This is a genomic window from Pararoseomonas sp. SCSIO 73927 (assembly GCF_037040815.1).
GTDB lineage: Bacteria > Pseudomonadota > Alphaproteobacteria > Acetobacterales > Acetobacteraceae > Roseomonas.
In genome coordinates, this window is sequence record NZ_CP146232.1 from 2,599,578 (window position 1) to 2,624,188 (window position 24,611).

Consider the following 24,611-nt stretch of genomic DNA (forward strand, 5'->3'; position numbering starts at 1 on the left):
CCACGCTGTGGAGGGCCTGGTAGGTCTCCCTGGCATGGGCTGGGTGCAGTTTGACCAGAATTTTCCTGAGTTCAGCCGTCGAGAGGCAGGTCCCGATAAGGGACCAGCGGAAGGTGCCAGACAGCTCCCAAAGCTTCCGGCGCCGGTGGACGAAGAAGTAGGCGTTCTGCGCGCGCATCGGCAGCGGCGCAGGCACCCGGGAGACCGCCAGCGCCCGCAGGGACGACCCGCCCGGCCACCCTTCCGCACGAATACACGCCGCTCGCAGCAATCCCGTCCCACCAATCACTATATCCGTCCGGGAACAGCGACCCTGCCAGACCAGGGCTGGCGTAGGCAAGGCACCTCCGTAAGAAGGAGGAAACGTGGCGTCATGAACTATCAAACAACCAAACAGCTGTTCATATATTGACTGTATCCGCCACCATGACCTATGCGGCGGCCGACCTGCCGAGAAGCCCATGACCCCGTCGACCATCGCCCTGCTGTCCCTGAGCATGTCGGCGGACGCCTTCGCGGCCTCGCTGGCGAAGGGTGCGGCCCTCGAGCGCCCGCGTGTCGTGGAGGCGCTCCGCACCGGCGCCATCTTCGGTGTGGTGGAGACGATCACGCCCATCCTCGGTTGGCTGCTGGGCTTCGCCGCGAGCGCCTACATAGCCGCCGTGGACCACTGGATCGCCTTCGGCCTCCTCGGTGTCATTGGCGGGCGGATGGTGCTCGGTGCGCTTCGGCCCTCGGCTGATGAAGGCGCCACGGCGCGCCCGCGACAGCACGGGGTGTGGGTGCTGGTTGCCACCGCCATCGGCACCAGCCTCGACGCCATGGCGGTCGGCGTCTCGCTCGCCTTCCTGGACACGAACATCATGCTGGTCGCGGGCGCGATCGGCTTCGCCACCTTCCTGCTCGCCACCGCGGGCATGCTGGTCGGACGACTGGTCGGTGGCCGGATGGGCCGATGGGCAGAGGGGCTGGGCGGCATGTGCCTGATGGTGATCGGCCTGAGCATCCTCATCGAGCACCTGACGGCCGTGTAGCCGCCACCGCGGAGAGGATGCCATGACCCGCACGGTCCGCTTCGGCCTTTATAGCATCGGCGTGGGTGTGGCCGTGCTCGCGACGAAGTTTGCAGCCTGGTGGGTAACGGGCAGCGTCGCCCTCTACTCGGACGCGCTGGAGAGCATCATCAACGTCGTCGCGGCCTGCGCGGCGACCCTGGCCCTCTGGGTCAGCAGCCGACCGGCCGACCAGGGGCACCCCTACGGCCATGGCAAGGCCGAGTACCTCTCGGCGGTGCTGGAAGGCGTGCTGATCATCCTCGCCGCCCTCTCCATCCTGCGGGAGGCCTATGCCGGGTTCCTGAACCCGCAGCCGCCCGACGCGCCGTTCCTGGGCATGGCGATCAATGCCGCTGCCACCGTTGCTAACGGCATCTGGGGCGCCATCCTGGTCCGGTCGGGCCGGGCCGCCCGGTCCCCGGCCCTCGTCGCCAGCGGCAAGCACCTCTTCACCGACGTCTTCACCTCCGGCGGCGTGCTCCTGGGCTTCGCGCTGGTTCCCCTGACCGGCTGGCTCTGGCTTGATCCGGCCCTCGCCGCGTTGGTCGCCTTGAACATCCTCTGGAGCGGCGCGGGTCTCGTGCGGGAGTCGGTCGGCGGCCTCATGGACGCCGCGCCTGATCTGGTCACGTTGGCGCGGCTGCGCGGGATCATCTCCACCTCGGCCGAGGGGGCGCTCGAGGTGCACGAGCTGCGGGTTCGCCACGTCGGCCACACCACCTTCCTCGAGTGCCACGTGGTCATGCCGGGCGACATGCCGCTCCGCCAGGCGCACGCGATCTCGGACCGCATCGAGGAGGCGCTCCGGGCCGAGGTCGAGGACATGATGGTCACCATCCACATGGAGCCTGAAGACGAGGTTCAGCATCGCGGCGTGCCGGTTCTCTGAGACGCGCCGCATCAGCCCACGGATGGCTCAATGACTGGTCCTCGCAGCCGTGTAGCGCTTGACCATCTCGGCCGCCTCGACGTCCTCTCCGTCGAATGGGTGCCGTCACGAAATCAGGTGTGGGGGAGCAGGCGAGATGGCCTTCGACGACCGCCAGTCCCTGCGGCGCCCGTGTCCCGGACTGGGGTCCTCCGAACCAAGCTCGGGAAGCTGGCGGGTTCAGCTTGATCTGCTCAGGAGCAGCCTGAGCTTCGCCAACGCCACGTCCTGGCGCTCCTCGTAGTCGAGGGTTCCGGCGAACCGGCCCGCCGCGTCGAGCAGGAAGATGCTGGCGCTGTGGTCCATGGTGTAGCCGCCTCCCTCCAGGGGAACCCGGCGGTACTGCACCTGGAAGGACTCGGCCGCCCGGGCGACCTGGCGCTCCGTCCCCGACAGCCCGACGATGCGGTGGTCGAAGAGTGCCATGTACTCGGCCATCTTCGGCGGCGTGTCCCGCTCGTGGTCCACGCTGATCAGCAGCCAGTTGATGCGGTCGGCGTCCGCCCCGAGGGCATCGATGTGCTCCCCCATGCGGGCCAGCGTCGTCGGGCAGACGTCCGGGCAGAAGGTGAAGCCGAAGAACACGGCCGTCGGCTTGCCCAGGAAGTCGCGCTCGGTCACCGCCCGGCCCCGGTGGTCGGTGAGGAAGAACGGGCCGCCGATGGCGGGCAGGCGGGCCTCCCTCCCGCCGAGCGGGCCGTCCGTCACGAGCCATCCCGTCGCGGTGCCCACGACGAGGAAGCCCAGGACGGCGACGGCCGCCCACGCGGCACGCCTGATCAGCTTCAGGATCCGCATCCCCCTCAGGCCCCTATCCGCCCGCCGCAGTGGCCCATCACCCGTCGGCGCCCGTCGTCGCGGCGGCCTTCCGCTCCGGCCGGAAGGAACCCAACAGCAGCAGGGCGACGCCGCACACGATACCGATGTCCGCCACGTTGAAGGTCGGCCAATGCCAGCCCGCGTAGTGGGCGTCGATGAAGTCCGTCACGGCGCCCCGTCGCAGGCGGTCCACCACGTTGCCGACGGCCCCGCCGATGACCAGGCCCAGCGACGTGGCCTCCAGACGCGACCGGGTTCGCCACATCCAGGCCAGCAGCCACGCCGTGATGACTACCGCGACGCCGACGAGGAGCCAGACACCGGAGGCCGAGCCGCCCGAGAACATCCCGAAAGTGGCGCCGGTGTTGAAGCCGAGCCGCCAGTTCAGAAAAGGCATGACCGGGTGCGGCATGTGCGGCGGCCAGAGCGCGGAGAGCGCCCAGGCCTTGGTCACCTGGTCCAGCGCGAGGACGGCCGCCGCCGTGACGAGGCCGAGGCCCAAAATCCCGGTCGCGTGCCCACTGCCGGTGCTGGCGTCGGTCCGGGTCATGCCGCGGGCTTCCAGGCGAGCAGGCGGAGAGCGTTCAGCGTGACCAGGACGGTTGCCCCAGTGTCCGCCATGATCGCGGGCCACAGGCCGGTGACGCCGATCAGGGTCGTGACCAGGAAGACCGCCTTGAGGCCGACCGCGATGGCCACGTTCGTCCTCACGTTCGCCATGGTGGAGCGCGACAGGCCGACCAGCTCCGCCACGCCCGTGACGCGGTCCTTGAGGACCGCGGCATCCGCCGTCTCCAGGGCAACGTCGGTGCCGCCGCCCATGGCGACGCCCACGGAAGCGGCGGCCAGGGCCGGGGCGTCGTTGATGCCGTCGCCGACCATGACGACGGACCCCGCCGACCTGAGGGCGCCGATTTCCCGCAGCTTGTCGTGCGGCAGGAGTTCCGCCTTCACGTCGAGGCCGAGATCCCTGGCGATCGCCGCCCCGGTCCGGGCGTTGTCGCCCGTCAGCATGACCGAGCGGACGCCCAGCCTTGCCAGGGCCGCAACCCCGGCGGCGGCATCGCCCCGCGGCTCGTCCCGCAGGGCCAGCACCCCCGCGACAGCGCCATCGGCCAGGACCACGATGGCCGTCTTGCCCTCGTTCTCCAGGCGGGTGATCGCGGCCACCAGGCCGCCCAGATCGGCTCCGGCCTCCGTGGCATGGCTCGGACTGCCGACGCTGACCCGGCGCCCGTTGACGGTCGCGGTGACGCCCTTGCCGGGCACGGCGGCCTGATCGGAGACGGGCGGGGTCGCGATGCCACGGCTCTCGGCCATGACCATGACCGCCTTCGCCAGGGGGTGGGACGACCCCTGCTCGACGCCCGCCGCCAGGGCCAGGAGGTCGGTCTCGGCCATGCCCCGGGCGGGCAGGATGTCCGTAACCCTGGGGCGGCCCTCCGTCAGCGTGCCCGTCTTGTCCAAGGCCACGACCTTCGCGGCGCCGATCTCCTCCAGCGCCGCGCCACCCTTGATGAGCAGGCCGCGCCGGGCGCCTGCGGACAGCCCGGAGGCCATGGCGGCGGGCACCGAGATGACCAGTGCGCAGGGACAGGCGATCAGGAGGATGGCCAGCCCGCGGTAGACGCTGGTCCACCAGTCCCATCCCAGCAGGAAGGGCGGCACGAGGATGACCAGGAGGGAGACGATCATCGCCCCCGGGGTCCACCAGTTCGAGAAGCGCTCGATGAAGCGCTGGGTCGGTGCCCGCGAGGCGGTGGCCTCCTCGACCATGCGGATGATGCGGGCGATGGTGTTGTCGGCCGCCGCCCGGGTGACGCGGACGCGCAGGGCGCCGTCCGCGTTGATGGAACCCGCCACGACGGCCTCGCCCGGGCCGCGGGACACGGGCACGCTCTCTCCGGTCACCGGGCTTTCGTCGAGGGCGGACTGCCCCTCCTCGATGGTGCCGTCGCAGGGCACGCGGTCGCCGGGCCGGACCAGGACGAGTTCGCCGACGGAGAGGCGGTCGGAGGGAACCCCCTCGGTCGAACCGTCGGCTCGCACACGGAGCGCCGTCCGAGGCATCAGGGTGGCCAGCGCCTTGATGCCCGCGCGAGCGCGCCCGGCCGCCACGTTCTCCAGCAGCTCGCCGAGGGCGAAGAGCAGGACCACCACGGCCGCCTCCTCGGCGGCTCCGATGATGGAGGCGCCGATGGCCGCCGTGACCATCAGGGTCTCGATGGAGAAGGGCGTCCCGGCCCGGGCCAGGGCAAAGGCGCGGCGGCCGAACGGCACCAGGGCCACGAGGGTCGCCGCCAGGAAGAGCGGGTAGGTCAGCCGGGCCGGGAGGGCCAGCGACAGGGCGTAGGCGCCGAGGACCAGGGCCCCGAGGAGCCAGACCAGGCGCGCCTTGCCCGTGGCGTACCAGGGCTTGGTCGCGTCCGCCGGGTCGTCGTGGTCGGCATGCGAATGGCCAAACGCACCGCCATGGCCGTGGTCATGTCCGGCGTGATCGTGGTCCTCGTCGCCGTGGTCGTGGCTAGCTTGGTCGTTGGCCGCATGCGGGGCGACCTTCGCGGCGGCGGTCGCGGGGAGTGGGCGGGGCGTGTAGCCAATGGCGGAGATGGTGCGCTCGACGGCGGCCGGGTCAGTCTGGCCCGGCTCCAGACGCAGGGTCAGCCGCTCCGCCATCAGGTTCACCGCGACGTCCGAGACGCCGGGCAGGCGCTTCACGGCGCCCTCGACCTTGGCGACGCATGAGGCGCAGTCCATGCCCTCCACGCGCCAGGACACGGACTGCCCCTGGCTGCCGTTCCGTGTGCCGTCCACCGAGCGATCTCCTGCTGACGGCCCGTCAGATAGGACCTCCAGTGGCTGGAGGTTCAAGGGGGAATTTGCGGGCGTCTCGGAGGAACGCTCGACAGGGGTGCCCGTCAGTGGCGGTGACCCGCTCCGGCGGCACCCCAGATGTCCGTCGTGATGCCCCGTGGGCACCTGCCAGTTCCGCCTGGACGGTCACGTGGGTGATGCCGAACCGCCCGGCGAGCATGGCGCCCAGGGCATCCTCAAGGCGGTCCTCCCGGGCCAGGGAAGCCTCCACCACGACGTGGGCCGACAAGGCCACCTTGCCGCTGGTCAGGGACCAGACGTGGAGATCGTGAATGTCCTGCACCCCCGGCGTCTCCCGCATCGCCGTCTCGACGGCGTCGAGGTCCAATCCGCGTGGCACGCTCTCCAGCAGCACGTCGATGACCTCGGACAGGAGGGTCCAGGTCCGGGGCAGCACCCAGAGCGCGATGCCGATGCCGAGCACGGCATCCACCCAGGTCCAGCCCGTGGTCCAGATGACCCCCGCCCCGGCGATGACGGCAACCGAACCAAGGAAGTCGCTCCAGACCTCCAGGTAGGCGCCCTTCACGTTCAGGCTGCCCTCGCTGCCGCCCGCGAGGAGGCGCATGGAGATCCAGTTCACCAGCAGGCCGAAGGCGGCGACGGCCAGCATGCCGACGGTGCCGACTTCGGCAGGCGCGCGGAAGCGCTGGTACGCCTCGTAGAGGATGTAGATCGCCACCAGGAACAGCAGCGAGGCGTTGAAGGCGGCCGCGAGGATCTCCAAGCGGTGGTAGCCCCAGGTCCGGCGCCTGTCCGCGGGACGGCGGCCGACCTGGATGGCGACGAGGGCCACGGCCAGCGCCAGCGCGTCCGTCAGCATGTGCGCCGCGTCAGACAGGAGCGCCAGGCTGTTGAAGGCGTAGGCGCCCGCGACCTCCACCAGCAGGAAGGAACCCGTCAGGGCAAGCGCCTTCGTCAGTGCCGCGGAGTTGGCGTTGCCCGCTCCGTGGTCGTGTCCCTGTCCCATTCGGACCTCCGGATGCGAGCGGCTGACGCCCATGGACCGTTGTGGGCCCGGGCGCCCCGCGGGAGCCCGGCGGGGCGCCCGGGCCGCGGGTTCAGAAGCGCGCCTGGCCGCTGCGCCCGGCGGGGTTCTTGATCTGCAGCGTGACGGAAGTCCCGCGGGCGACCGCGCTGGCGGTGGTCCCGGTCATCGTGTTCTCCGCACCGGGTGCCAGCTGGACCACCTGGCGCGACTGGCCCGAGCCAACCAGGGCCGAGGCCGTGTAGCCCGCCGCCGGGACAGGCTTCCCGGCCTCGTCGTAGAGGTGGACCGTCAGGGTCCGATCGGCCGTCAGCAGCTCGGCGTGGATGCCCACCACGTCCTGCATCTTGCCGCCGTGGGGTCCCTGGTCGCCGTGGCTGTGGCCCTGCTGGGCGACTGCGCCGGTGGAGAGTGCGGCGGCCGCGATGGCCGCGAGGATGGTCCTGCGCATCGTATGAATCCTTGCTGACTGGGGTTGGTCGAACCCGGTGGCCGCCGTTCCGGGCGGCCACCGACACGCTCACTCGGCCGGGGCGTGGCCCGCCCCGGCGGGCGCCTCCTCGGACGCGGGCGCCTGCACCCGGCCGAACATCACGTAGAGGGCTGGCAGGACGAGCAGGGTGAGCAGCGTCGCGGTGATCAGGCCGCCGATGACGACGGTCGCCAGCGGCTTCTGGACCTCGGCCCCCGGCCCGGTCGCGATGGCCATGGGCACGAAGCCCAGGGATGCGACGAGCGCGGTCATCGCCACGGGCCGGAGCCGGGTCATGGCGCCCTGGTAGACCGCGTCCCGCAGGGACAGGTGCCCGCGGAGGATGAGGTCCTTGATGGAGGTCGCCATGACGAGGCCGTTCAGCACCGCCACGCCGGAGAGCGCAATGAAGCCGACGGCCGCAGGCACCGAGAAGGGCATGTCCCGCAGCCACAAGGCGAGCAGGCCACCAGAGAGCGCCAGCGGCACGCCGCTGAACACCACCAGCGCGTCCCGAACCGAACCGAGCGCGGCGTAGAGCAGCACCAGGATAAGGACGAAGCACGCAGGAACCACGACGCTCAGCCGCTCGCGCGCCTTGGCCAGGTTCTCGAACTGTCCGCCCCAGGTGATGGTGTAGCCGGGCGGTAGCTGCACCTGCTCCGCGACCTTGGCCTGGGCCTCGGCCACGATGGAGCCGATGTCGCGTCCGCGGGCGTTCGCCTGGACGACGACACGGCGCCGCCCCTGCTCGCGGCTGATCTGGTTCGGCCCTTCGACCACGCGAAGGCTCGCCAGCTGCTGGAGCGGCACCGATGCCGCAGGACGCCCAGCTACGGGCGGCAGCGGCACGGGCAGGCTCCGCAGCGTCTCGAAGTTGCCCCGCAGGTTCTCGGGCAGCCGCACCACGATGGCGAAGCGCCGGTCGCCCTCGTAGACCATCCCGGCCTCGCGGCCGCCGATGGCGGTCGCCACCACGGCCTGCACGTCGGCGATGCTCAAGCCGCGGCGGGCGACCTCGGCCCGGTTCACCGTGATCTCCAGGAAGGGCAGGCCCGTCGCCTGCTCCACCTTCACGTCCTCGGCGCCCTCGATACCGTTCAGGATGTTGGAGATCTGCCCGGCCACCTGGAGCATGGGGCCGTACTCGTCGCCGAAGACCTTCACGGCGAGGTCGCCGCGCACGCCCGCCAGAAGCTCGTTGAAACGCATCTGGATGGGCTGGCTGAACTCCATGGCGTTGCCGGGAATGCCCGCGACCGACGCCTCGATACGCCGGACCAGCTCCGCCTTGGACAGCGACGGATCCGGCCACTGCTCGCGCGGCTTGAGGATGATGAAGGTGTCCGAGGCGTTGGGCGGCATCGGGTCGGAGGCGACCTCGGCCGTGCCGGTCTTGGAGTAGATGACCTGCACCTCGGGCAGGCGGGAGATGCGGCGCTCCAGCACCGACTGCATGGCCTGGGACTGCTGCAGGGAGGTGCTGGGGATTCGCAGGGCCTGCATGGCGAGGTTGCCCTCGTCCAGCGTCGGGATGAACTCCTGCCCGAGCCGGGAGAACAGGCCGAGGCAGGCGACGAAGATGATGGCGCCCGCCGCGACGACAGGGAAGGGGGCCCGCAGCGCGCCGCGGAGGGCCGGGGCATAGGCGTGCTTGAGGCCGCGGACGATGGCGACGTCCTTCTCCTGCACGCGTCCGCTGATCCAGATGGCGATGAGCGCCGGGACCAGCGTCAGGGACAGGACGAAGGCGCAGGCCAAGGCGATGATGACGGTCAGCGCCATGGGGATGAACATCTTGCCCTCGACCCCCGTGAAGGTCAGGAGCGGGGCGTAGACGAGGATGATGATGGCCTGCCCGTAGAGGGAGGGTCGGATCATCTCCCGGGCGCTGTCCGCCACGGTCCGGAGGCGCTCCTCCAGCGTCAGGAGCCGCCCTCTCTCGTGCTGGCGCTCGGCCAGGTGCCGCAGGCTGTTCTCGGTGATGATGACGGCGCCGTCGACGATCAGGCCGAAGTCGAGGGCACCCAGCGACATCAGGTTGGCCGAGATCCCGCCCCGCACCATGCCGAACGAGGTGAGAAGCATGGTCACCGGGATGACCATGGCCGTGATGATGGCCGCCCGGATGTTGCCGAGCATCAGGAACAGGATGACCACGACGAGGAGCGCGCCCTCGCCGAGGTTCTTCGCCACCGTCGTAATGGTGGCGTCCACCAACACGCCGCGGTCCAAGACCACGACCGCCTCGACGCCCCTCGGCAGGGTCCGCCGGAGCTCGTCCACCTTGGCGTGGACCGCCTCGGCGACGATGCGGCTGTTCTCGCGGATGAGCATGAGGGCGGTGCCGACCACCATCTCCTGCCCGTTGCCGCTGGCGCTGCCCGTCCGGGGCGCCTGGCCGATGGTCACGCGGCCGACGTCACGGAGCAGGATGGGCACGCCCTCCCGGGTGGCGACGACGATTCCCTCCAACTCGGCGACACTCGTCACGCGCCCGCCGGAGCGGACCACCAGCCCCTCGCCGCCACGCTCCACGTAGCCCGCCCCGGTGGAGACGTTGTTGCGCTCGATGGCGGTGGAGAGGTCGGCGAAGCTCAGCCCGAGGCCGATGAGGCGGGCCGGGTCGGGCTGGACCACGTACTGCTTGGTGTAGCCGCCGATGGCATCCACCCCCGCGATGCCCGGCACGTTCCGGACCTGCGGGCGAATGATCCAGTCCTGGACCGTGCGGAGGTAGGTCGCCCGGTCCGCCTCGCTCACCAGCCGCTCGCGCTCGGGCGTCAGGTAGCTGCCGTCGGCCTGCCAACCCGGCTGCCCGTCCGGCACGGTGTCGCCCGGGCGGCGGGCGGCGAAGTTCACCGTCCACATGGTGACCTCGCCGAGGCCGGTCGAAACCGGCCCCAGGCGCGGCTCCACCCCCTCCGGCATGGCCTCCCGCGCCTCGATCAGCCGCTCCAGCACCTGCTGGCGGGCGAAGTAGATGTCGGTGCTTTCCGTGAACACCGCCGTGACCTGGCTGAAGCCGTTGCGGCTGATGGAGCGCGTGCTCTCCAGGCCCGGGATGCCCGCCAGCGCCGTCTCGATCGGGAAGGTCACCTGCTTCTCGATCTCGTAGGGCGAGAGCGAGGGCGCCAGCGTGTTGATCTGTGCCTGGTTGTTGGTGATGTCGGGCGTCGCGTCGATGGGCAGGCGCAGCAGCGCGAAGGCGCCGATGCAGGCCGCGATGACGGCCAGCAGCACCACGGTCCATCGGTTGCGGACTGAGAAGTCCAGTATGGGTCCGATCATGTCAGGGCGGGCCTCAGTGCGCGTGCCCGGCTTCGGACTTGCTCAGCTCGGCCCGGAGCGAGAAGGCGTTGGCCACCGCGATCTCCGTCCCGGCATCCAGCCCGAAGATGACCTCATAGCCGTTCGCGTCCTCGCGCCCGGTTTCCACCTCCCTCAACTCGAAGCCCTCCTCGTTCCTGACGAAGACGACCTTCTTGCCCTCGACCTCCTGCACGGCGTCGCGGGGCACCAGCACGTCGACCTGCTGCTCGGCGGTGGAGAGGTGGGCGGTGACGAAGCCGCCCGCCCGCCAGATGCCTTCCCCGTTCGGGATCTCGGCCACGGCCCGGGCGGAGCGGGTCTCGGGGTCCAGGACCGGGCTGAGGAAGACGATCTTGCCTTCCGTTCGGGCGTCACCTTCCCCGGTGACGAGAACCGTCTGGCCCTGCCGGGCCATGGGGAGGTCTCGGGGCGGGATAGCCAGCTCCACCCAGAGAACAGAGAGGTCGGCGACCGCGAACACCTCGGCGTCCGCGGCCACCGATGCTCCCAGCACCGCGTTCCTGGCCGTGATCCTCCCGGGCATGGGCGCCCGTAGCTCGAGGCGGCGGAGAGTTGCCGCAGGCTGGCGGGCGAGGGCTGCGACTTCGCCGTCCGACAGGCCCAGGGCGGCCAGCCGGGCGCGGCCGAGGTCCACCTTGATGCGGGCCTCCTCGGCCGCGGTCCGCGCCTGCAGGAACTCCTGCTGGGCCGAGATGCGCTGCTGCCAAAGGCGGGCCTCGCGGGCCAGGGTGGTTTCGGCCAGCGCGGCGGACCGGGTCGCTGCCAGGAACTCGCCCTTGGCATCCGCAACCTCGCGGCTCTCGAGGACAGCCAGCACGTCGCCCCGGGAGACCTCGTCACCCAGCGTCTTGCGAACCTCGGCCACGATGCCGCCGAGGCGGGCCGTCACCCGGGCCTGGCGATCCTGACTCGCGGCGAGGACGCCGGGGACGGCGGCCCGGGTCACCAGGGTGCCGCCCTGGACGGCGGCGAGCCGGATGCCAGCGGCCTCGACCTGCTCGGCCGTCATCTTGATGCGGCCTTCCTCGCCGTGCTCCTCGCCCTCGGCGTGGCCATGGCCGTCGCCACCCGGCTTCAAAGCTGTGGCGGGAGCAGCAGCCCGCGCCGCTCCGGCGGAATTGGAGGAAAGGCCAAGCAGTCCGCGAGCAGTCTCGGGAATGGATGGATAGGCGACGGCCAGGGCCAGGCCGCCGATGGCGGCGCCCGCCATCAGGGTCATGCGGAGCATCAGCGGGCACTCCCGTTGGGGGCGTTCACGGGCTGGGCGGAGACGGCGGGAAGATCGCCGCGCAGGCGCTGCACCTGGGCACGCAGGGCATGGAAGGCCTGGATGGCCTCCACCAGCTGGGCGCGGGTGTCGGAGAGCGCCCGCTGGGCGTCGAGCACCTCCAGGAAGCTGAAGCGGCCCTCGCCGTATCCGAGGGTCGCGAAGCGGGCGGCCTGCTCCGCAGAGGGTAGCGCGGTCCGGCGCAGCGTCTCCACGGATCGCCAGGCCAGGGCCAGGCGCTGCTCGGCAGCGACGAGGGTGGCGACCAGGACGCTGCGCCCGCGCTCGGCCTCGGCCTCCGCGCGGGTCACCTCCGCCTGGGCGCGGGCGATGCCGCCCTGGTTGCGGTCGTAGAAGGGCAGCGGGATGGAGGCGCCAGCGACGAAGGCGGTCTCGCCGCTCTCGCCGTATCGGCGCACGTCGCCGGAGATGGTCACGTCAGGAACTGCGGTGGCCCGCTGCAGGGTGAGGTTCGCCCGCTGCTGGGCGATGGCCGCCTCCAACCGGGCCAGCTCGGGGCTTCCCGAGAGGCGGGCCAGCGGGTCCGCCGGGACCGGACGGCCGGGATTGGGGCCGATGTCGTCGAACCAAGGCTGGCGCGGTGCCAGCTCCACCCGCGGCACGCCGATGAACACGGCGAGGTCGGCGAGGGCGATGTCCACCTCGCGCTGGGCGCGCTCGGCCGCGATGTCGGCCGTGGCGCGCACCACCTCGGCCCGCTCGGCCTGCAGCAGGGGATCTCTGCCCGCCTCCACCCGGGCGCGGGCGGCCCTGAGGGTCTCGGCCGCCAGGCGGGCGCGCTCGCGCTCCACCTCGACGAGCCGCCGGGCGGCCTCGGCGGTGGCCAGGGCGGTCACGACCTCTCTGGCGATCTCCAGCCGGGCGCCGGTGAAGTCGAGCGCCGCGACCTCGCCGCTGCGGGCGGCCAGCCCGATCCGGGCCGAGCGCTTGCCGCCCAGCTCGATGCGCTGGGCCAAGCCAACGTTGCTCTCGGGCGCCCGGAAACCCCGGCTCTCCTGGCGGCCGCCGAAGCCGCCGAAGTTCTCGAAGCTGCCCCTCAGCTCCGGGTTCGGCCGCAGCCGCGCCTGGAGCGCGTCGGCCTGCACGGCCTGTTGGGCCGCACCGGCGCCGCGGAGGGCGGGGGAGACGGTGAGGGCTGCCTCGACGGCCTGCTGGGGCGAGGTGACGGTGAGCGGCGCGACGGGCGGACGGGCGTCCTGCGCGAGGGCCAGGGCCGGGACGACGGCGAGAACCGCCGCGAGCCGGGGAACGCGGAATGGCATGAAGGCACCTGGGATGACGGACCGCGAGCGGGCCGGGCACCGCCCCCGTCAGGGGTAGGCGGGCCGGACCAACGGGAAGGCTTGTTCCGTCAGGCGCGGGGTGGTCTGGGCGGCAGTTCCGTCACGCCGGACAGCAGCACCCGGCCAGGCGCCGGAACCGGCTTGAACCCCGGGTGGACGACGGCAGGAACAACGGCGGCGAGGACCGGCGGGAGCGGCGTCACCTTGCCGCAAAGGTGGTGCGCGGAGTGACACGGCAGGGATTCGGAGGGAACTGGCTCACCGCCGGACCTTTCCCCCGTGACCACGAACTCGTGCTGCCCGGCCGGTCCGGCCACCGGCGATGCCGCGGCCTCGCCCAAGCCCGCCGCCGACATGAGCATGAGCGCGCACATCACCACCGAGAGGATTCGGCGGAAGGACCGGGCGGCCAGCGATGTCGTCAGGGCGAGCATGCTGGCCGAAGTCTAACCCGGGTGTAATGCGATGTCATCGGGCGAAGGTGGGACATCTTGTCTCATCCACGGTCCGACCTTCCTGCCGCCCTCGAAGGGTGGGCGTTGAGCGTTGGGCGGCACGGCGCTCCGGCAAGCCCCATATGGCAGGGCACGCACTGACCAGGAGGCACAATGGCGGGAATGACGATCGGCGAGCTGTCCGGGCTGACCGGGGTCAAGGCGACGACGATCCGCTGGTACGAGTCCGAGGGGTGGCTGCCTCCCCCGGCGCGGACCGAGGGCGGGCATCGCTCCTACGGCGACGCCCACCTGCGGCGGCTCGGCTTCATCCGGCACTCCCGGGAGCTCGGCTTCTCGATGGAGGACATCCGCTCGCTCCTGAACCTCGCGGACCGGCCGGGGGACGACTGCTCGGCGGCGCACGCCATTGCGGTGGCCCACATCGCCGAGGTGGACGCCCGGATGCGCCGCCTGGAAGCACTGCGGGGGGAGCTGGAGAGGATGGCCAGCCAGTGCGCCGGGGGACAAGCGGGCGAGTGCCGCATCATCGAGACCTTGGCCGACTTCGGGCACGGCCACTGCGAGGTCCCTGACCACGGGCACGCAGTCGATCGCCGGAGTTCCTGAACATCCCCCGCGCGCCCCGGAGGGCCTGGCAAACCTGAGTTAAGCCAGGGGTCATGTTCACCAGACTGCCACTCCGGGTTCACGGCCCTGTCCCGGGCCGCCCCTAGGCAAGCCCCGGATCCGCGCTCTCGGGCGCAGTACGGGGCAGCGACATGACGCAATTCACGACCACCACCGCCACGACCTCGACCGGGCAGGTCAAGAACGTGATCGTCATGATCGCGGACGGCGCAGGCTTCAACACCCTGGAGGCCACCCGTCAGTACCTGGCGAACCTGCCCGAGGGCGATCCGCGCCACGGCCTTGTGGACGGCCTGGTGGTGGACGGCGAGGGCTTCGTCTCCACCGCTCAGTCCACCTATCCGCTGAGCACGCGCTCCTCCCCGGTCGCGGGCGAGGCCGGGCTGCAGCAGGACCCGAACACGGTCTACGACCCCGCCAAGAACTACGACCTCGACCCGGTGGCCGGGAACACCTCCAGCGGCTACCCGCGCGGCTTCGACGGCTACGAGTGGAACCGCGCCACGGCGCCGGACTCCGCCAACACCGCCTCGTCCATCTTCAACGGCGAGAAGAGCTACAACAACGCCATCAACGTCGACGGCAACGGCAACCCGCTCTTCACCCTGGCGGAACTGGCGCACGAGATCGGCAAGACGGTCGGCGTGGTCTCCACGGTGCAGATCAGCGACGCCACCCCGGCGGCGGGCGGCGGCGCCCACAACGCGTCGCGTGCGAACCGCACCGACATCGCCCAGGAGATGTTCGCCAAGGGCATCCTCGACGTCATCGCCGGGTCGGGTAACCCCGACTACAACGACAACGGCCAGCTGCTGAACACGCCGAACAACACCTGGATCGGCAACGAGCTGTGGAACGCCCTCAAGGCCGGGACCTTCGAGTCCGAGGACGGGGTGAGCTGGAACCTGCTGCAGGACCGCGCCGACATCGTGGCCGCCATCGACGCCGCGCCGTCCGAGCAGCGGCTGGCGATGATCATCGAGTCCTTCACCGGCGCCAACTCCTACCGCAGCAGCCCGGACCCGGTGAACGAGGACCCGTTCACCATCCCGCGCCTCGAGACCTCGCCCACGCTGACCGAGCTGTCGCTCGCCGCGCTGAACAAGCTGAACCAGAACGCCGGGGCCGGTGCCGACGGGCTGGTCGTCACCATCGAGGGCGGCGAGGTCGACCGCGCCATGCACTCGAACTACTTCGGCCGCATGATCGAGGAGTACATCTCCTTCAACGACGCGGTGAAGTCGGTGATGGACTGGGTCTCCTCCGAGGAGAGTCTGGCGACCTGGGACGACACCCTCCTCATCGTCACCGCCGACCACGACCACCTGCTCTTCGGGCCGGACGGCGAGACGGTCCCCTACCAGCCGGTCCAGCCCGACGCGGACGGCGACCTGGTGCCGGAGTACCAGTGGTTCGGCAACGGCCACTCCAACCAGTTGGTCCCGCTCTACGCCTACGGGGCCGGATCCACGGGCGTGCTGGAGCTGGCCGACCAGGTGGACACCGCGACCACCGCCACGGGCGAGACGGTCGGCAGCGGCCGGAACTACACGGACCAGGCCGAGCTCGGGAACTACCTGCAGGAACTGGTGAGCGGCGGCGGCACCAAGGGCAGCGACCGCGCCCTGGGCTCGAACGCGGGTGACGTGATCCACGGCCTGGCCGGGGACGACGCGCTGATCGGGAACGGCGGCGACGACCAGCTCTTCGGCGGCGTCGGCAACGACCGCCTCCTGGGCAAGGCCGGGGCCGACACCATGACGGGCGGTGTGGGCGACGACGGCTACGAGGTGGACGACGCCGGTGATGTGGTGGTCGAGCTGGCGGGCGAGGGCTACGACCGTGTCACGGCTCTCATCGACTACACGCTCGGCGCCAACGTCGAGAAGCTGATGCTGGCCGGGACGGCCATCCGCGGCACGGGCAACGAGCTCGGCAACCGCATCATCGGCAACGAGCTCGGCAACGTCCTTTCGGGCGGCGCCGGGGACGATGCCCTGCTGAGCGGGGCGGGCAACGACACCCTCATCGGTGGCACCGGTTCGAACCGCCTCTTCGGCGAGGACGGGGCAGACACCTTCGTCTTCGACGCCCCGGGCGGCCGCGGCAACCTGACCCGCCTGATGGACTTCGTCTCCGGCGAGGACCGGATCGAGCTGGTCGGCACCGTGTTCACGGCGCTGGGCGGCGAGGGCCAGCTCTCCGCGGCGAGCTTCGGCCTGGGCCGCACGGCGACCACCGCCGAGCAGCACGTCCTCTACGACCAGGCCTCTGGCGACTTCCTCTACGACGCCGATGGCCTGGGCGGGGCGGCTGCGGTCCGCATCGGCACGCTGGTGGCCGGTACGGCGCTGACGGCCCAGGACGTCTGGGTCGCCTGATCCAGCCGATCCCGGACACAGCTACGGATTCGTTGGGGGCCGCCGCTCGAAGGAACGGCGGCCCTCAGCGTGCAGAGGCGGTCGCAAGTCGCACCTTGACCCGTCGTGTTCCTACCCTCGCGGCTCGACTGACGTCACAGAAACAGCCACAAACTTGGAAGGGGATGTACAGGCCGATCTTGCCTGATGGTACTTCGGAAGCGTGGAGCTGGCGCCCCGGCGGCATTGCTCATCTCGTTCGGTGCCCAAGGAGGTCCTCGAGAGATCCATGGTCAAGATTCTGCAAGCGGACATCGCCTGCTAGACGCCGAGTGGTGGGATGGGGGGAGAGTCGATGGGCGAGCTGACCGCCTACGGGAGTCTCTTCGCGGCAGCCTTCATCGCCGCGACCCTGCTCCCGGCGCAGTCGGAGGCCGTCATGGTCGGCCTGCTTCTCACGGGCGACTACTCCCCGATGCTCCTCGTCCTGGTGGCGAGTGTCGGGAACGTCGGCGGCGCGGTCCTCAACTGGACGCTTGGGCGCGCCGTCGAGCGGTTCCGGGGGAGGCGATGGTTCCCGGTTCCTGACAAGGCCCTCGACCGCGCGCAGGCGTGGTTCACTCGATTCGGCATCTGGTCCCTGCTGCTGTCCTGGCTCCCGATCGGTGGCGGTGCCCTGACGGTGGTTGCCGGAGTGCTCAGGGTGCCCTTCTGGCGCTTCGTCGTCCTGGTCGCACTGGGAAAGGTCGGCCGCTACGTCGTGCTGGCGCTCGTGACGCTGAGGCTGGCCTGAAGCCCTGGGCGGAGGCCAGGCCGACCGACACGCCGGGCCGGTGAGGGAGCCGGGCCGAAGCCCGGCTCCCCCATCTCAGATCTCCTCGTCGAAGGAACCTGCGTCCTCGTACCCACCGGCGTCGGCACCCGCAGGGTCCGTCCACGGCGACGAGGTGGGCGTCGCGACCGCCTGCTCGCCGAAGGCACCCGCAGCGCCCGAGACAGCATCGGACGCCGCCCCGGTCGCCGCCGTGGCAGCCTCGGCTGCACCGCCGGAGAACATGCCCATCAGCGCGTTGCCGAGCACCATGCCGCCTGCAACGCCCGCCGCCGTGGTCAGCGCCGTGCCGAGGAAGCCCGACCCGCGGCCCTGCTGCTGCATCATGGCCGGGTTCATCGCGCCCGGCGGCGGCTGGATCGGCTCAGGCCGGGGCGTGTAGGGCACCTGCTGGCGGTTGCCGCCGCCGAACATGCCCCCAAGGAACCCGCCCCCGCTCTGCTGGGCGGCCTGGGCCTGGCGCTGGGCGTTCTCCAGCTGCCACTCGAGGTCCTGGATGCGGTTCTGCGCCTGCACCAGCGCCGCTTCCTGCACGAAGGCGGTCTGGGTAATGCGGTAGCGCGCCTCCGGGTGGCGGGAGAACAGGTCGGAGATCAGCCGGTCGGCCTCCGGATCCACGGGGGGCAGGTCGGGGCGGACTACCGGCGTGCCGGGCGCGCCCCCTCCCCAGGCGCTGGACGACGTCGCAACCGGCTGTGGTGCGACGCCCGCGACGCGCTCCACGTAGCCGGTGATGATGCGGCGCTCTTCCTCGTTCATGGGTCCTTGCAGCTCCTTGTTGCGGGCGGATGCCCGCAGCGGCGCCAGATGGCGACCAGCCGCGTACATTGCAAGTGGTTAATCTTATCGTCAGGTGGCCGTAAGCTCCCATTGCGAATGTGTCGGGTCGAGGACCGTGGGTTCTCGTTGTCGGGCAGGTCGGGAATGCGCATCTCGGCCACTCGCATCAACTGGAGGTTGTTCTGCTAGAAATCGTCATCGTCCTCGTTCTCGTGGTCCTGAACGGGGTGTTCTCCCTCTCCGAGCTCGCGGTGGTCTCGGCCCGCCGCCCCAGGCTCAGGGCGATGGCGGAGGAGGGACGGCCAGGAGCGAAGACAGCGCTGGCCCTTGCCTCCGATCCTGGCCGCTTCCTGTCCACTGTGCAGATTGGGATCACCCTGGTCGGCGTGCTGGCGGGTGCATTCTCCGGCTCTGCGCTCGGCGGGCGGCTCGCGGCTTGGCTGGTCGGGCTGGGCGTGCCCCAGTCCGTGGCCGACCCGGCTGGGTTCGGCGGCGTCGTGGCCGTGGTGACCTACCTCTCCATCGTGGTGGGCGAGCTGGTGCCGAAGCGCCTCGCGCTGAGCAACGCCGAGGGCCTCGCCTGCACCATGGCACCCCTGATGAACGTGGTGTCCAAGGTCGCCGCCCCGCTGGTCTGGCTGCTGGACAACTCTACGGGCCTCATCTTCCGCCTGATGGGGCGCGGCGATGAGCCGGAGGAGAAGGTGACGGAGGACGACGTGCGCTCCCTCGTTGCGGAAGCGGAACGGCACGGCTCCATCGAGACAGTGGAACGCCACATGATCGCGGGCGTGCTGCGCCTGGGCGACCGTCCGGTGAAGGGCGTGATGACGCCGCGTGGCGAGGTGGACTGGATCGACGCGGCCGGGAGCCTCGATGCCATGAAGGAGGTGCTGATGCGAACGGCGCACTCGCGCCTGCCCGTGATCGACGGCTCCCCGGACATCGTCATCGGCGTGGTGCAGTCGCGCGAGCTGTTGGCGGCCATGCTTCGCGGCGAGGCGCTCGACCCGCGCGCCCTGGCCCGGACTGCGCCCATCGTGCCGGACACGGCGGAGGCGTTGGACATCCTCTCGACCCTGAGGGATGCCGAGGTGCCGATGGCCCTCGTGCACGACGAGTACGGCCACTTCGAGGGCCTGGTGACGCCGACGGACCTGACGGGGGCCATCGTCGGCGGCTTCCGCTCCGACGAGGAGCATGAGCAGGCGGCGGTCCAGCGCGATGACGGCTCCTGGCTGCTCGCGGGCTGGATGCCCGCCGACGAGATGGTGGAGACACTTCGCCTCACCATCCCGGCGGAGCGTGGCTACCAGACGGTCGCGGGCTTCCTGCTGGACGCCATGAAGCGCCTGCCGCAGGTGGGCGAGGCCGCCGAGGTGGATGGCTGGCGCTTCGAGGTGGTAGACCTCGACGGGCGGCGGATCGACAAGGTGCTCGCCGCGCCGGTCAAGGCGGCCTCCGTGCTGGCCACGCACCGGCCCGGAAGCGGATCGCCCGTGCGATAGGCCCGGGACTTCCCTTCCGGCCGGATGGCCGGACATGAACTCCGTGACATGTGGAGGCGCAGCATGGTAGCGCCCGCCCATGTTCGAAGACCTGGCGACGGCCGTCGCGACCTGGGTGCAGGCCAACACGGCATGGGCGGCACCCGCCACCTTCCTCATCGCGTTCCTGGAATCCTTCCCCGTCATCAGCATCGTCGTGCCGTCCACGGCGCTGCTCTTGGCGATGGGCGCCCTAATCGGCAGCGGACTCGTGGACCCGTGGTCCGTGCTCATCGCCTGTGCGGTCGGCGGCATCCTGGGCGACGCGGCGGGGTACTGGCTGGCCCGGCTGATCGGACCGCAGGCCATCCGGCGCCGCCTGCCGCGCTCGTGCTGGCGCGCCTACGCCTGGTCCATCGCGGTGTTCCGGCGCTGGGGCTGGTGGGCGGTGGTCGTCGGGCGCTTCATCGGCCCGATGCGGGCCGTGACGCCGCTCGCGGCCGGGGTCACCGGCATGCGGAACCTCCCCTTCCAGACGGCCAACATCCTCTCCGCCCTCGTCTGGGCGCCGGTGGTGCTGATGCCGGGAACCGTCGGCGGCTGGATCGCTCAGCGGCTCGGAACGCAGCCCAGCGCGACGGCCCTGGCCGCCCTGGCCGGTGTCGCCGTCCTCCTCTGGCTCGGGTACGGCCGCCTGCGTCCGCTGCTCACGTCAGGCGTCACGCGCTCCCGGGACAGCGGCTGACGCGGATCCTGGAAGGAAGCCGGTGTCAGACCATTCGACCATATAGGGCGGTGCCAGGCAGGAGCACCATGGGCGCGTCGCGCCAGGGCAGCCGCCGGATCCTCGCCACCGTCTCCACGACCAGCATGACGATCCAGGCCCCCGACTATCCCGGAAATCACGGTGAACCCCGCCGTCAGAGGGGGCCCGTTCGGACGCCGATCACCCCTCCAACGTGGTCTCTGTTCCACGCCTATCTACATCCGAGACCTCGGAGTTTGAGCCTGCCGAGGACCGCTGATCCGCACTTGGGCAATCCATGGAGCCATTCGCCGTTGCTCCATGGCACAGCGTCCTTGAGCCACGACAGCATTCTCCGTGGCAGGGGAGGGCAGCATCAGGAGGGGGCAATCCCTGGGTAGCGCATCGTCTGGATCAGGCGTCGCCAGCTTGCGACGAGTGGCGATTGGTCGTCCGCACGCCAGACCGCCAGCAACTCGACACATTGGTCGTCCGCGATGTGGCTCAGGCTTCGGAAGGCCACACCCTGAATGGCATGGCGCCTGGCGGAGGCGGGAACGAGCGCCACCCCGATCCCGGCAACGACGAACGAGAGCAGGGTCGGCATGACAGCCCTCTGCACGATCCGGGGCTGTACGCCACCGCTCCGCAGGACAGACAGGATCAGTCGAGACAGGTATGGCGAGGCCTCCTCGGAGAAGGCGACGAGCGGCTCGCCCGCCAGATCCGGGATTCCGATCAGGCGCCGTGCCGCCAGTGGATGGTCACTCGGCAGGACCAGCATCAGCTCCTCGCGCCGAACGACGCATGTGCTGATGTCGGGCCCCTCCAGCAGCGGCCGGACCAGGGCGACGTCGAGCGATCCGGAGCGCAGCCCGGCCAGCAGCGGGATGGACGTCATCTCCCGCAGGTCAAGCTCGACGCCGGGATGGGCGGCGCGGAAGGCGCGGATCATCTCGGGCAGGAAGTCATAGGCGGTGCTGGCGGTGAACCCGATCGACAGGCGCGATGGCCCCTCCTCGGCCGCCCGGCGGGCCGCCTGCGCGGCGAGGTCCACCACCTCCGGAACGGAACGGACCTTCTCGAGGAAGGCTCCACCTGCCGGTGTCAGCGAGACGGACCGGGTCGTGCGGCTCAGCAACGGCGTCCCGACGAGGTGCTCCAGCTGCCGGATGATCTGGCTCAGCGGCGGCTGGGTCATGTTCAGGCGCCGTGCGGCCCGGCCGAAATGCAGTTCTTCCGCAAGGGCCATGAAAGCCTGGATGTGCCGCATCTCGATCACCCCACCCTCCAGCCCCGATTGAGTGCGCCTTCCACCTAATGGGGTCGCAATTGCGATTGGAAGGGTCCGAATGAAGCGGGTAGGTGTTCGGCAAGGAAAACGGCACACGAGCCCACGTCCAGCAGGGGTGTCCCCATGCAAGCCTTGTCCCGTCGCGGCCTTCTCGGCGCGGCTGCCCTCCTGTCCTGCGCCTCAGCTTCCCTGGCGCAGGAGAATGCCTACCCCACACGTCCGATCCGCCTGATCGTTCCCTTCGGTCCGGGCAGCACTACCGACATCCTCGCCCGCCTCGTGGCGCAGAAGCTGACCGACGAGCTCGGCCAGCCGGTCGTCGTGGAGAACCGGGTGGGAGCGGGTGGCAACATCGGCACGGAGGTCGCGGCGCGCGCCGCGGCGGACGGCTACACGCTCCTCCTCGGGGCGGCGAGCACCAACGCCGTCAACCCGAGCCTCTACAGCAACCTGCGCTTCGACCCGATCCGGGACTTCGCGCCCGTCATCCACGTCGCCTCCGTGACGAACGTGCTGGTTGTCCATCCGGACCTGCCAGCGAGGACCGTCCCTGAGCTGATCGCCCTCGCGAAGCGGCAGGACCTCTCCTACGCCTCCGGCGGTGCGGGCGGCACGATCCATCTCTCGGGCGAGCTGTTCAAGAATCTCGCGGGCGTGGACATGGTGCACGTGCCCTATAACGGCAGCGCCGCCGCCTATCCGGACCTGCTCAGCGGCCGTGTCCCGGTGATGTTCGACTCCATCGCCACGTGCCTGCCCCATGTCCAGGGTGGGCGTCTCCGCGCGCTCGCGGTGACGGCGCCCTATCCGTCCCCGCTGCTTCCCGGCCTGAAACCGATTGCCGAGGCCGGGCTGCCCGGCTACGCGGTCGAGGGGTGGTACGGCCTCTTCGCACCCTCCGGCACGCCCGGGCCGATCGTCGCCCGGCTGAACGCCGCGCTGGTCCGGGCGCTGTCCGAACCGGCGACCCAGCAGGTGCTGCTGCAGCAGGGTGCCCAGCAGAAGGCGGACACGCCGGAAGCGTTCCGCGCCTTCGTGCTATCGGAGCGTGACAAGTGGGCCGCCCTGATCAAGGCCGCGGGCATTACCCAGAACTGAGGCGGGCGCCGCGCTGCTCGGCCCCCGTTCGCCGGAAGGAAGCATCATGAGTGCCGACGAACTCGCCTTCCTCACGGTCGCGGAAGCCGGGCGGCTGATGGCCCGACGCGCCCTCTCGCCGGTCGATCTGGTGAAGGCACTGACCATGCGGGCCGAAGCGCTGGAGCCGCAGTTGCACGCCTATCTGCGCCCGACCTTCGACGCGGCGCTGGAGCAGGCGCGGCGTGCCGAGGGGGAGATCCTGTCGGGCGGTGCCCGAAGCCCGCTGCACGGCATCCCCTACGGGCTGAAGGACGTCGTGGATGCGGCCGGGCTGCCGACCACCGGGCAATCGCGTGTCTATGCTGATAGCGTTGCGCGGGAGGACGCCGAGGTCACGGCGCGGCTGCGCGCGGCCGGGGCCATCCTGCTCGGCAAGCTCACCACGCATGAGGGGGCGCATGGCGGCCCCTCCTTCGACCTGGCCTGGCCACCCGCACGCAATCCCTGGAACACCGCGCACTTCACGGGCGGCTCCTCCTCGGGCTCCGGCGCGGCGGTGGCGGCGGGGCTCATGCCGCTCGCGATCGGCAGCGACACGGGCGGGTCCATCCGGAATCCTGCGGGGTTCTGCGGACTGGTCGGCCTGAAGCCGACCTCGGGCCTCGTCAGCAGGCGCGGGGTGATGCCCAACTCGTTCAGCCTCGACCACGTCGGCCCGCTGACCTGGACGGTGGAGGACTGCGCCATCGCCCTCCAGGCCTTGGCCGGGCACGACCCGCGCGACCCGGCGAGCGCCGCCGTTGCCCCGTCGGACTACCGCGCTGCCCTGACGGGCGACATCCGCGGCCTGCGCGTGGGCGTGCTGCGGCATCTGTATGAGGAGGAAGGCGGGGCGGCCCCTGCCACGGCGAAGGCGCTGGAAGAGGCGTTCGACGTGCTGCGCGGTCTCGGCGCGCGGCTGGAGGAGGTCCGCATCCGCCCTTCCACGGCCTACAACGACGTGAAGATCGTCATCGGCGAGAGCGAGATCCACGCCGTGCATGCTCAGGCACTCCGAGAGCGGCCCGGGGACTTCGGAGAGGATTTCCTGGCGCGCATCCTGCCTGCCATCCTGTTCCGCGGCGCGGACTACGTGCAGGCGCAGCGGCTGCGCCGGATGATGATGGAGGAGTTCGGCCGCCTCTACGAGCGGTTCGACGTGCTGATCACCGCCGCGCCGAGCCTCGCGCCGCGCCTGGACGCCTACCGGCCGATCCAGTTCTGGCGCAAGACGACCTCGCTGGTGACGCCCTTCAATATCCCGACCGGCCCGGCCCTGGCGCAGTGCATCGGCTTCCACGAGGGCCTTCCCCTCTCCATGCAGGTCGCGGCCCGACCCTTCGCCGAGGCGACGGTGCTGCGGGTGGCCCACGCCTATGAGCGGGCGACGGACTGGCGCTCTCTTCGGCCCCGACTGGATCTGCAGGCTCCGCCACCGGGCGTCCCTGCGGTGCCAGATCCTGAGCCGTCGTCGCTCACCACGGCTGAGGAAGAGGCCTTGCGCGGGGTCGTGCATGCCGCTGGGCTAGGCCTGCCGGACCGCGCCTTCCGACACCTGTGCTCGGCGGCGCCCTACGCACAGGCCATGGTGGAGCGGCTCCGGGTACCGATGCTGCTGGAGCAGGAACCAGCGTTTCAGCTCGGCTGACGCCCACTTCGGGAGCGCCATGCCTGACCAATGGCATGGGCGGAGTTGCCGCCTGCTACCCGGGTCGTCAAGCGGGTGACCAAGGCCAGGTGCCCGCTCTCGGCAATCGTGGCCATGCACCAGCAGCAGCGGCCAGACGAGATCTCGAGAATTCCCGCAGGCGGGCATCGCCCGCTACCTGCCCGAGACCAGTACCTCCCGACAGGACGCCGGTATGGAAA

The 24,611-nt window shown here is 70.7% G+C and carries 20 protein-coding genes; 9 read left to right on the plus strand and 11 right to left on the minus strand.

The window, feature by feature from the left end:
* Positions 1-461: 461 nt before the first annotated feature.
* Both VQH23_RS12275 and VQH23_RS12280 read left to right on the plus strand, forming a co-directional pair.
* Positions 462-1,034: a manganese efflux pump MntP family protein gene (locus tag VQH23_RS12275; RefSeq protein WP_338665932.1), complete on the plus strand. Its 573-nt coding sequence runs from the start codon at positions 462-464 to the stop codon at positions 1,032-1,034.
* A gap of 22 nt (positions 1,035-1,056) precedes the next feature.
* Positions 1,057-1,944, plus strand: coding sequence for a cation diffusion facilitator family transporter (locus VQH23_RS12280; protein WP_338665933.1), 888 nt, complete (start codon positions 1,057-1,059; stop codon positions 1,942-1,944).
* Positions 1,945-2,163: 219 nt separating this feature from the next.
* Here the strand turns inward: VQH23_RS12280 and VQH23_RS12285 are convergent, their stop codons facing one another.
* The 9 genes from VQH23_RS12285 to VQH23_RS12325 form a co-directional block, all read right to left on the minus strand.
* Entirely contained in the window at positions 2,164-2,781 is a 618-nt protein-coding gene (locus VQH23_RS12285) for an SCO family protein (RefSeq protein WP_338665934.1), read from the minus strand.
* A gap of 37 nt (positions 2,782-2,818) precedes the next feature.
* On the minus strand, positions 2,819-3,352 hold the full coding sequence (gene lspA / locus VQH23_RS12290; protein WP_338665935.1) for a signal peptidase II: 534 nt from the start codon (positions 3,350-3,352) through the stop codon (positions 2,819-2,821).
* Positions 3,349-5,559, minus strand: coding sequence for a heavy metal translocating P-type ATPase (locus tag VQH23_RS12295; RefSeq protein ID WP_338666094.1), 2,211 nt, complete (start codon positions 5,557-5,559; stop codon positions 3,349-3,351). The genes lspA and VQH23_RS12295 overlap by 4 nt, the downstream gene beginning before the upstream one ends.
* 82 nt (positions 5,560-5,641) lie before the next feature.
* Complete coding sequence (locus VQH23_RS12300) at positions 5,642-6,646, minus strand: cation diffusion facilitator family transporter (protein ID WP_338665936.1); 1,005 nt, start codon at positions 6,644-6,646, stop codon at positions 5,642-5,644.
* 91 nt (positions 6,647-6,737) lie between these two features.
* On the minus strand, positions 6,738-7,115 hold the full coding sequence (locus tag VQH23_RS12305; RefSeq protein ID WP_338665937.1) for a hypothetical protein: 378 nt from the start codon (positions 7,113-7,115) through the stop codon (positions 6,738-6,740).
* Positions 7,116-7,184: 69 nt separating this feature from the next.
* Positions 7,185-10,427 (minus strand): CusA/CzcA family heavy metal efflux RND transporter, encoded by a 3,243-nt coding sequence (locus VQH23_RS12310; RefSeq protein ID WP_338665938.1) that lies wholly within the window; start codon positions 10,425-10,427, stop codon positions 7,185-7,187.
* A gap of 13 nt (positions 10,428-10,440) precedes the next feature.
* Complete coding sequence (locus tag VQH23_RS12315; protein ID WP_338665939.1) at positions 10,441-11,697, minus strand: efflux RND transporter periplasmic adaptor subunit; 1,257 nt, start codon at positions 11,695-11,697, stop codon at positions 10,441-10,443.
* The gene (locus tag VQH23_RS12320) at positions 11,697-13,019 is read right to left on the minus strand and encodes a TolC family protein (protein WP_338665940.1); all 1,323 of its coding nucleotides are present in this window, start codon (positions 13,017-13,019) and stop codon (positions 11,697-11,699) included. Before VQH23_RS12320 ends, VQH23_RS12315 begins: the two co-directional genes overlap by 1 nt.
* 89 nt (positions 13,020-13,108) lie before the next feature.
* Positions 13,109-13,474: a hypothetical protein gene (locus VQH23_RS12325; RefSeq protein WP_338665941.1), complete on the minus strand. Its 366-nt coding sequence runs from the start codon at positions 13,472-13,474 to the stop codon at positions 13,109-13,111.
* A gap of 174 nt (positions 13,475-13,648) precedes the next feature.
* On the opposite strand from VQH23_RS12325, the gene VQH23_RS12330 reads away from it, so the two are divergent.
* The 3 genes from VQH23_RS12330 (at position 13,649) to VQH23_RS12340 (ending at position 17,278) form a co-directional block, all read left to right on the plus strand.
* Positions 13,649-14,104, plus strand: a complete 456-nt coding sequence (locus VQH23_RS12330; protein WP_338665942.1) for a helix-turn-helix domain-containing protein — start codon at positions 13,649-13,651, stop codon at positions 14,102-14,104.
* Positions 14,105-14,256: 152 nt separating this feature from the next.
* The gene (locus tag VQH23_RS12335; protein ID WP_338665943.1) at positions 14,257-16,506 is read left to right on the plus strand and encodes an alkaline phosphatase; all 2,250 of its coding nucleotides are present in this window, start codon (positions 14,257-14,259) and stop codon (positions 16,504-16,506) included.
* Positions 16,507-16,840: 334 nt separating this feature from the next.
* Positions 16,841-17,278, plus strand: coding sequence for a YqaA family protein (locus VQH23_RS12340; RefSeq protein ID WP_338665944.1), 438 nt, complete (start codon positions 16,841-16,843; stop codon positions 17,276-17,278).
* A gap of 75 nt (positions 17,279-17,353) precedes the next feature.
* On the opposite strand, the gene VQH23_RS12345 is transcribed toward VQH23_RS12340, so the two are convergent.
* The gene (locus VQH23_RS12345; protein WP_338665945.1) at positions 17,354-18,076 is read right to left on the minus strand and encodes a DUF2076 domain-containing protein; all 723 of its coding nucleotides are present in this window, start codon (positions 18,074-18,076) and stop codon (positions 17,354-17,356) included.
* A gap of 119 nt (positions 18,077-18,195) precedes the next feature.
* Between VQH23_RS12345 and VQH23_RS12350 the strand changes: the two genes are divergently transcribed.
* Together VQH23_RS12350 and VQH23_RS12355 are read left to right on the plus strand one after the other, a co-directional pair.
* Positions 18,196-19,605 (plus strand): hemolysin family protein, encoded by a 1,410-nt coding sequence (locus VQH23_RS12350; RefSeq protein ID WP_338665946.1) that lies wholly within the window; start codon positions 18,196-18,198, stop codon positions 19,603-19,605.
* A 79-nt stretch (positions 19,606-19,684) separates the two neighbouring features.
* On the plus strand, positions 19,685-20,329 hold the full coding sequence (locus tag VQH23_RS12355) for a DedA family protein (RefSeq protein WP_338665947.1): 645 nt from the start codon (positions 19,685-19,687) through the stop codon (positions 20,327-20,329).
* A 376-nt stretch (positions 20,330-20,705) separates the two neighbouring features.
* Here VQH23_RS12355 and VQH23_RS12360 read toward each other — a convergent pair whose 3' ends face one another.
* Positions 20,706-21,602, minus strand: a complete 897-nt coding sequence (locus VQH23_RS12360) for a LysR family transcriptional regulator (protein ID WP_338666095.1) — start codon at positions 21,600-21,602, stop codon at positions 20,706-20,708.
* A gap of 144 nt (positions 21,603-21,746) precedes the next feature.
* On the opposite strand from VQH23_RS12360, the gene VQH23_RS12365 reads away from it, so the two are divergent.
* Together VQH23_RS12365 and VQH23_RS12370 are read left to right on the plus strand one after the other, a co-directional pair.
* Complete coding sequence (locus VQH23_RS12365; protein WP_338665948.1) at positions 21,747-22,721, plus strand: tripartite tricarboxylate transporter substrate binding protein; 975 nt, start codon at positions 21,747-21,749, stop codon at positions 22,719-22,721.
* A gap of 46 nt (positions 22,722-22,767) precedes the next feature.
* Positions 22,768-24,390: an amidase gene (locus VQH23_RS12370; RefSeq protein WP_338665949.1), complete on the plus strand. Its 1,623-nt coding sequence runs from the start codon at positions 22,768-22,770 to the stop codon at positions 24,388-24,390.
* Positions 24,391-24,611 lie beyond the last annotated feature (221 nt).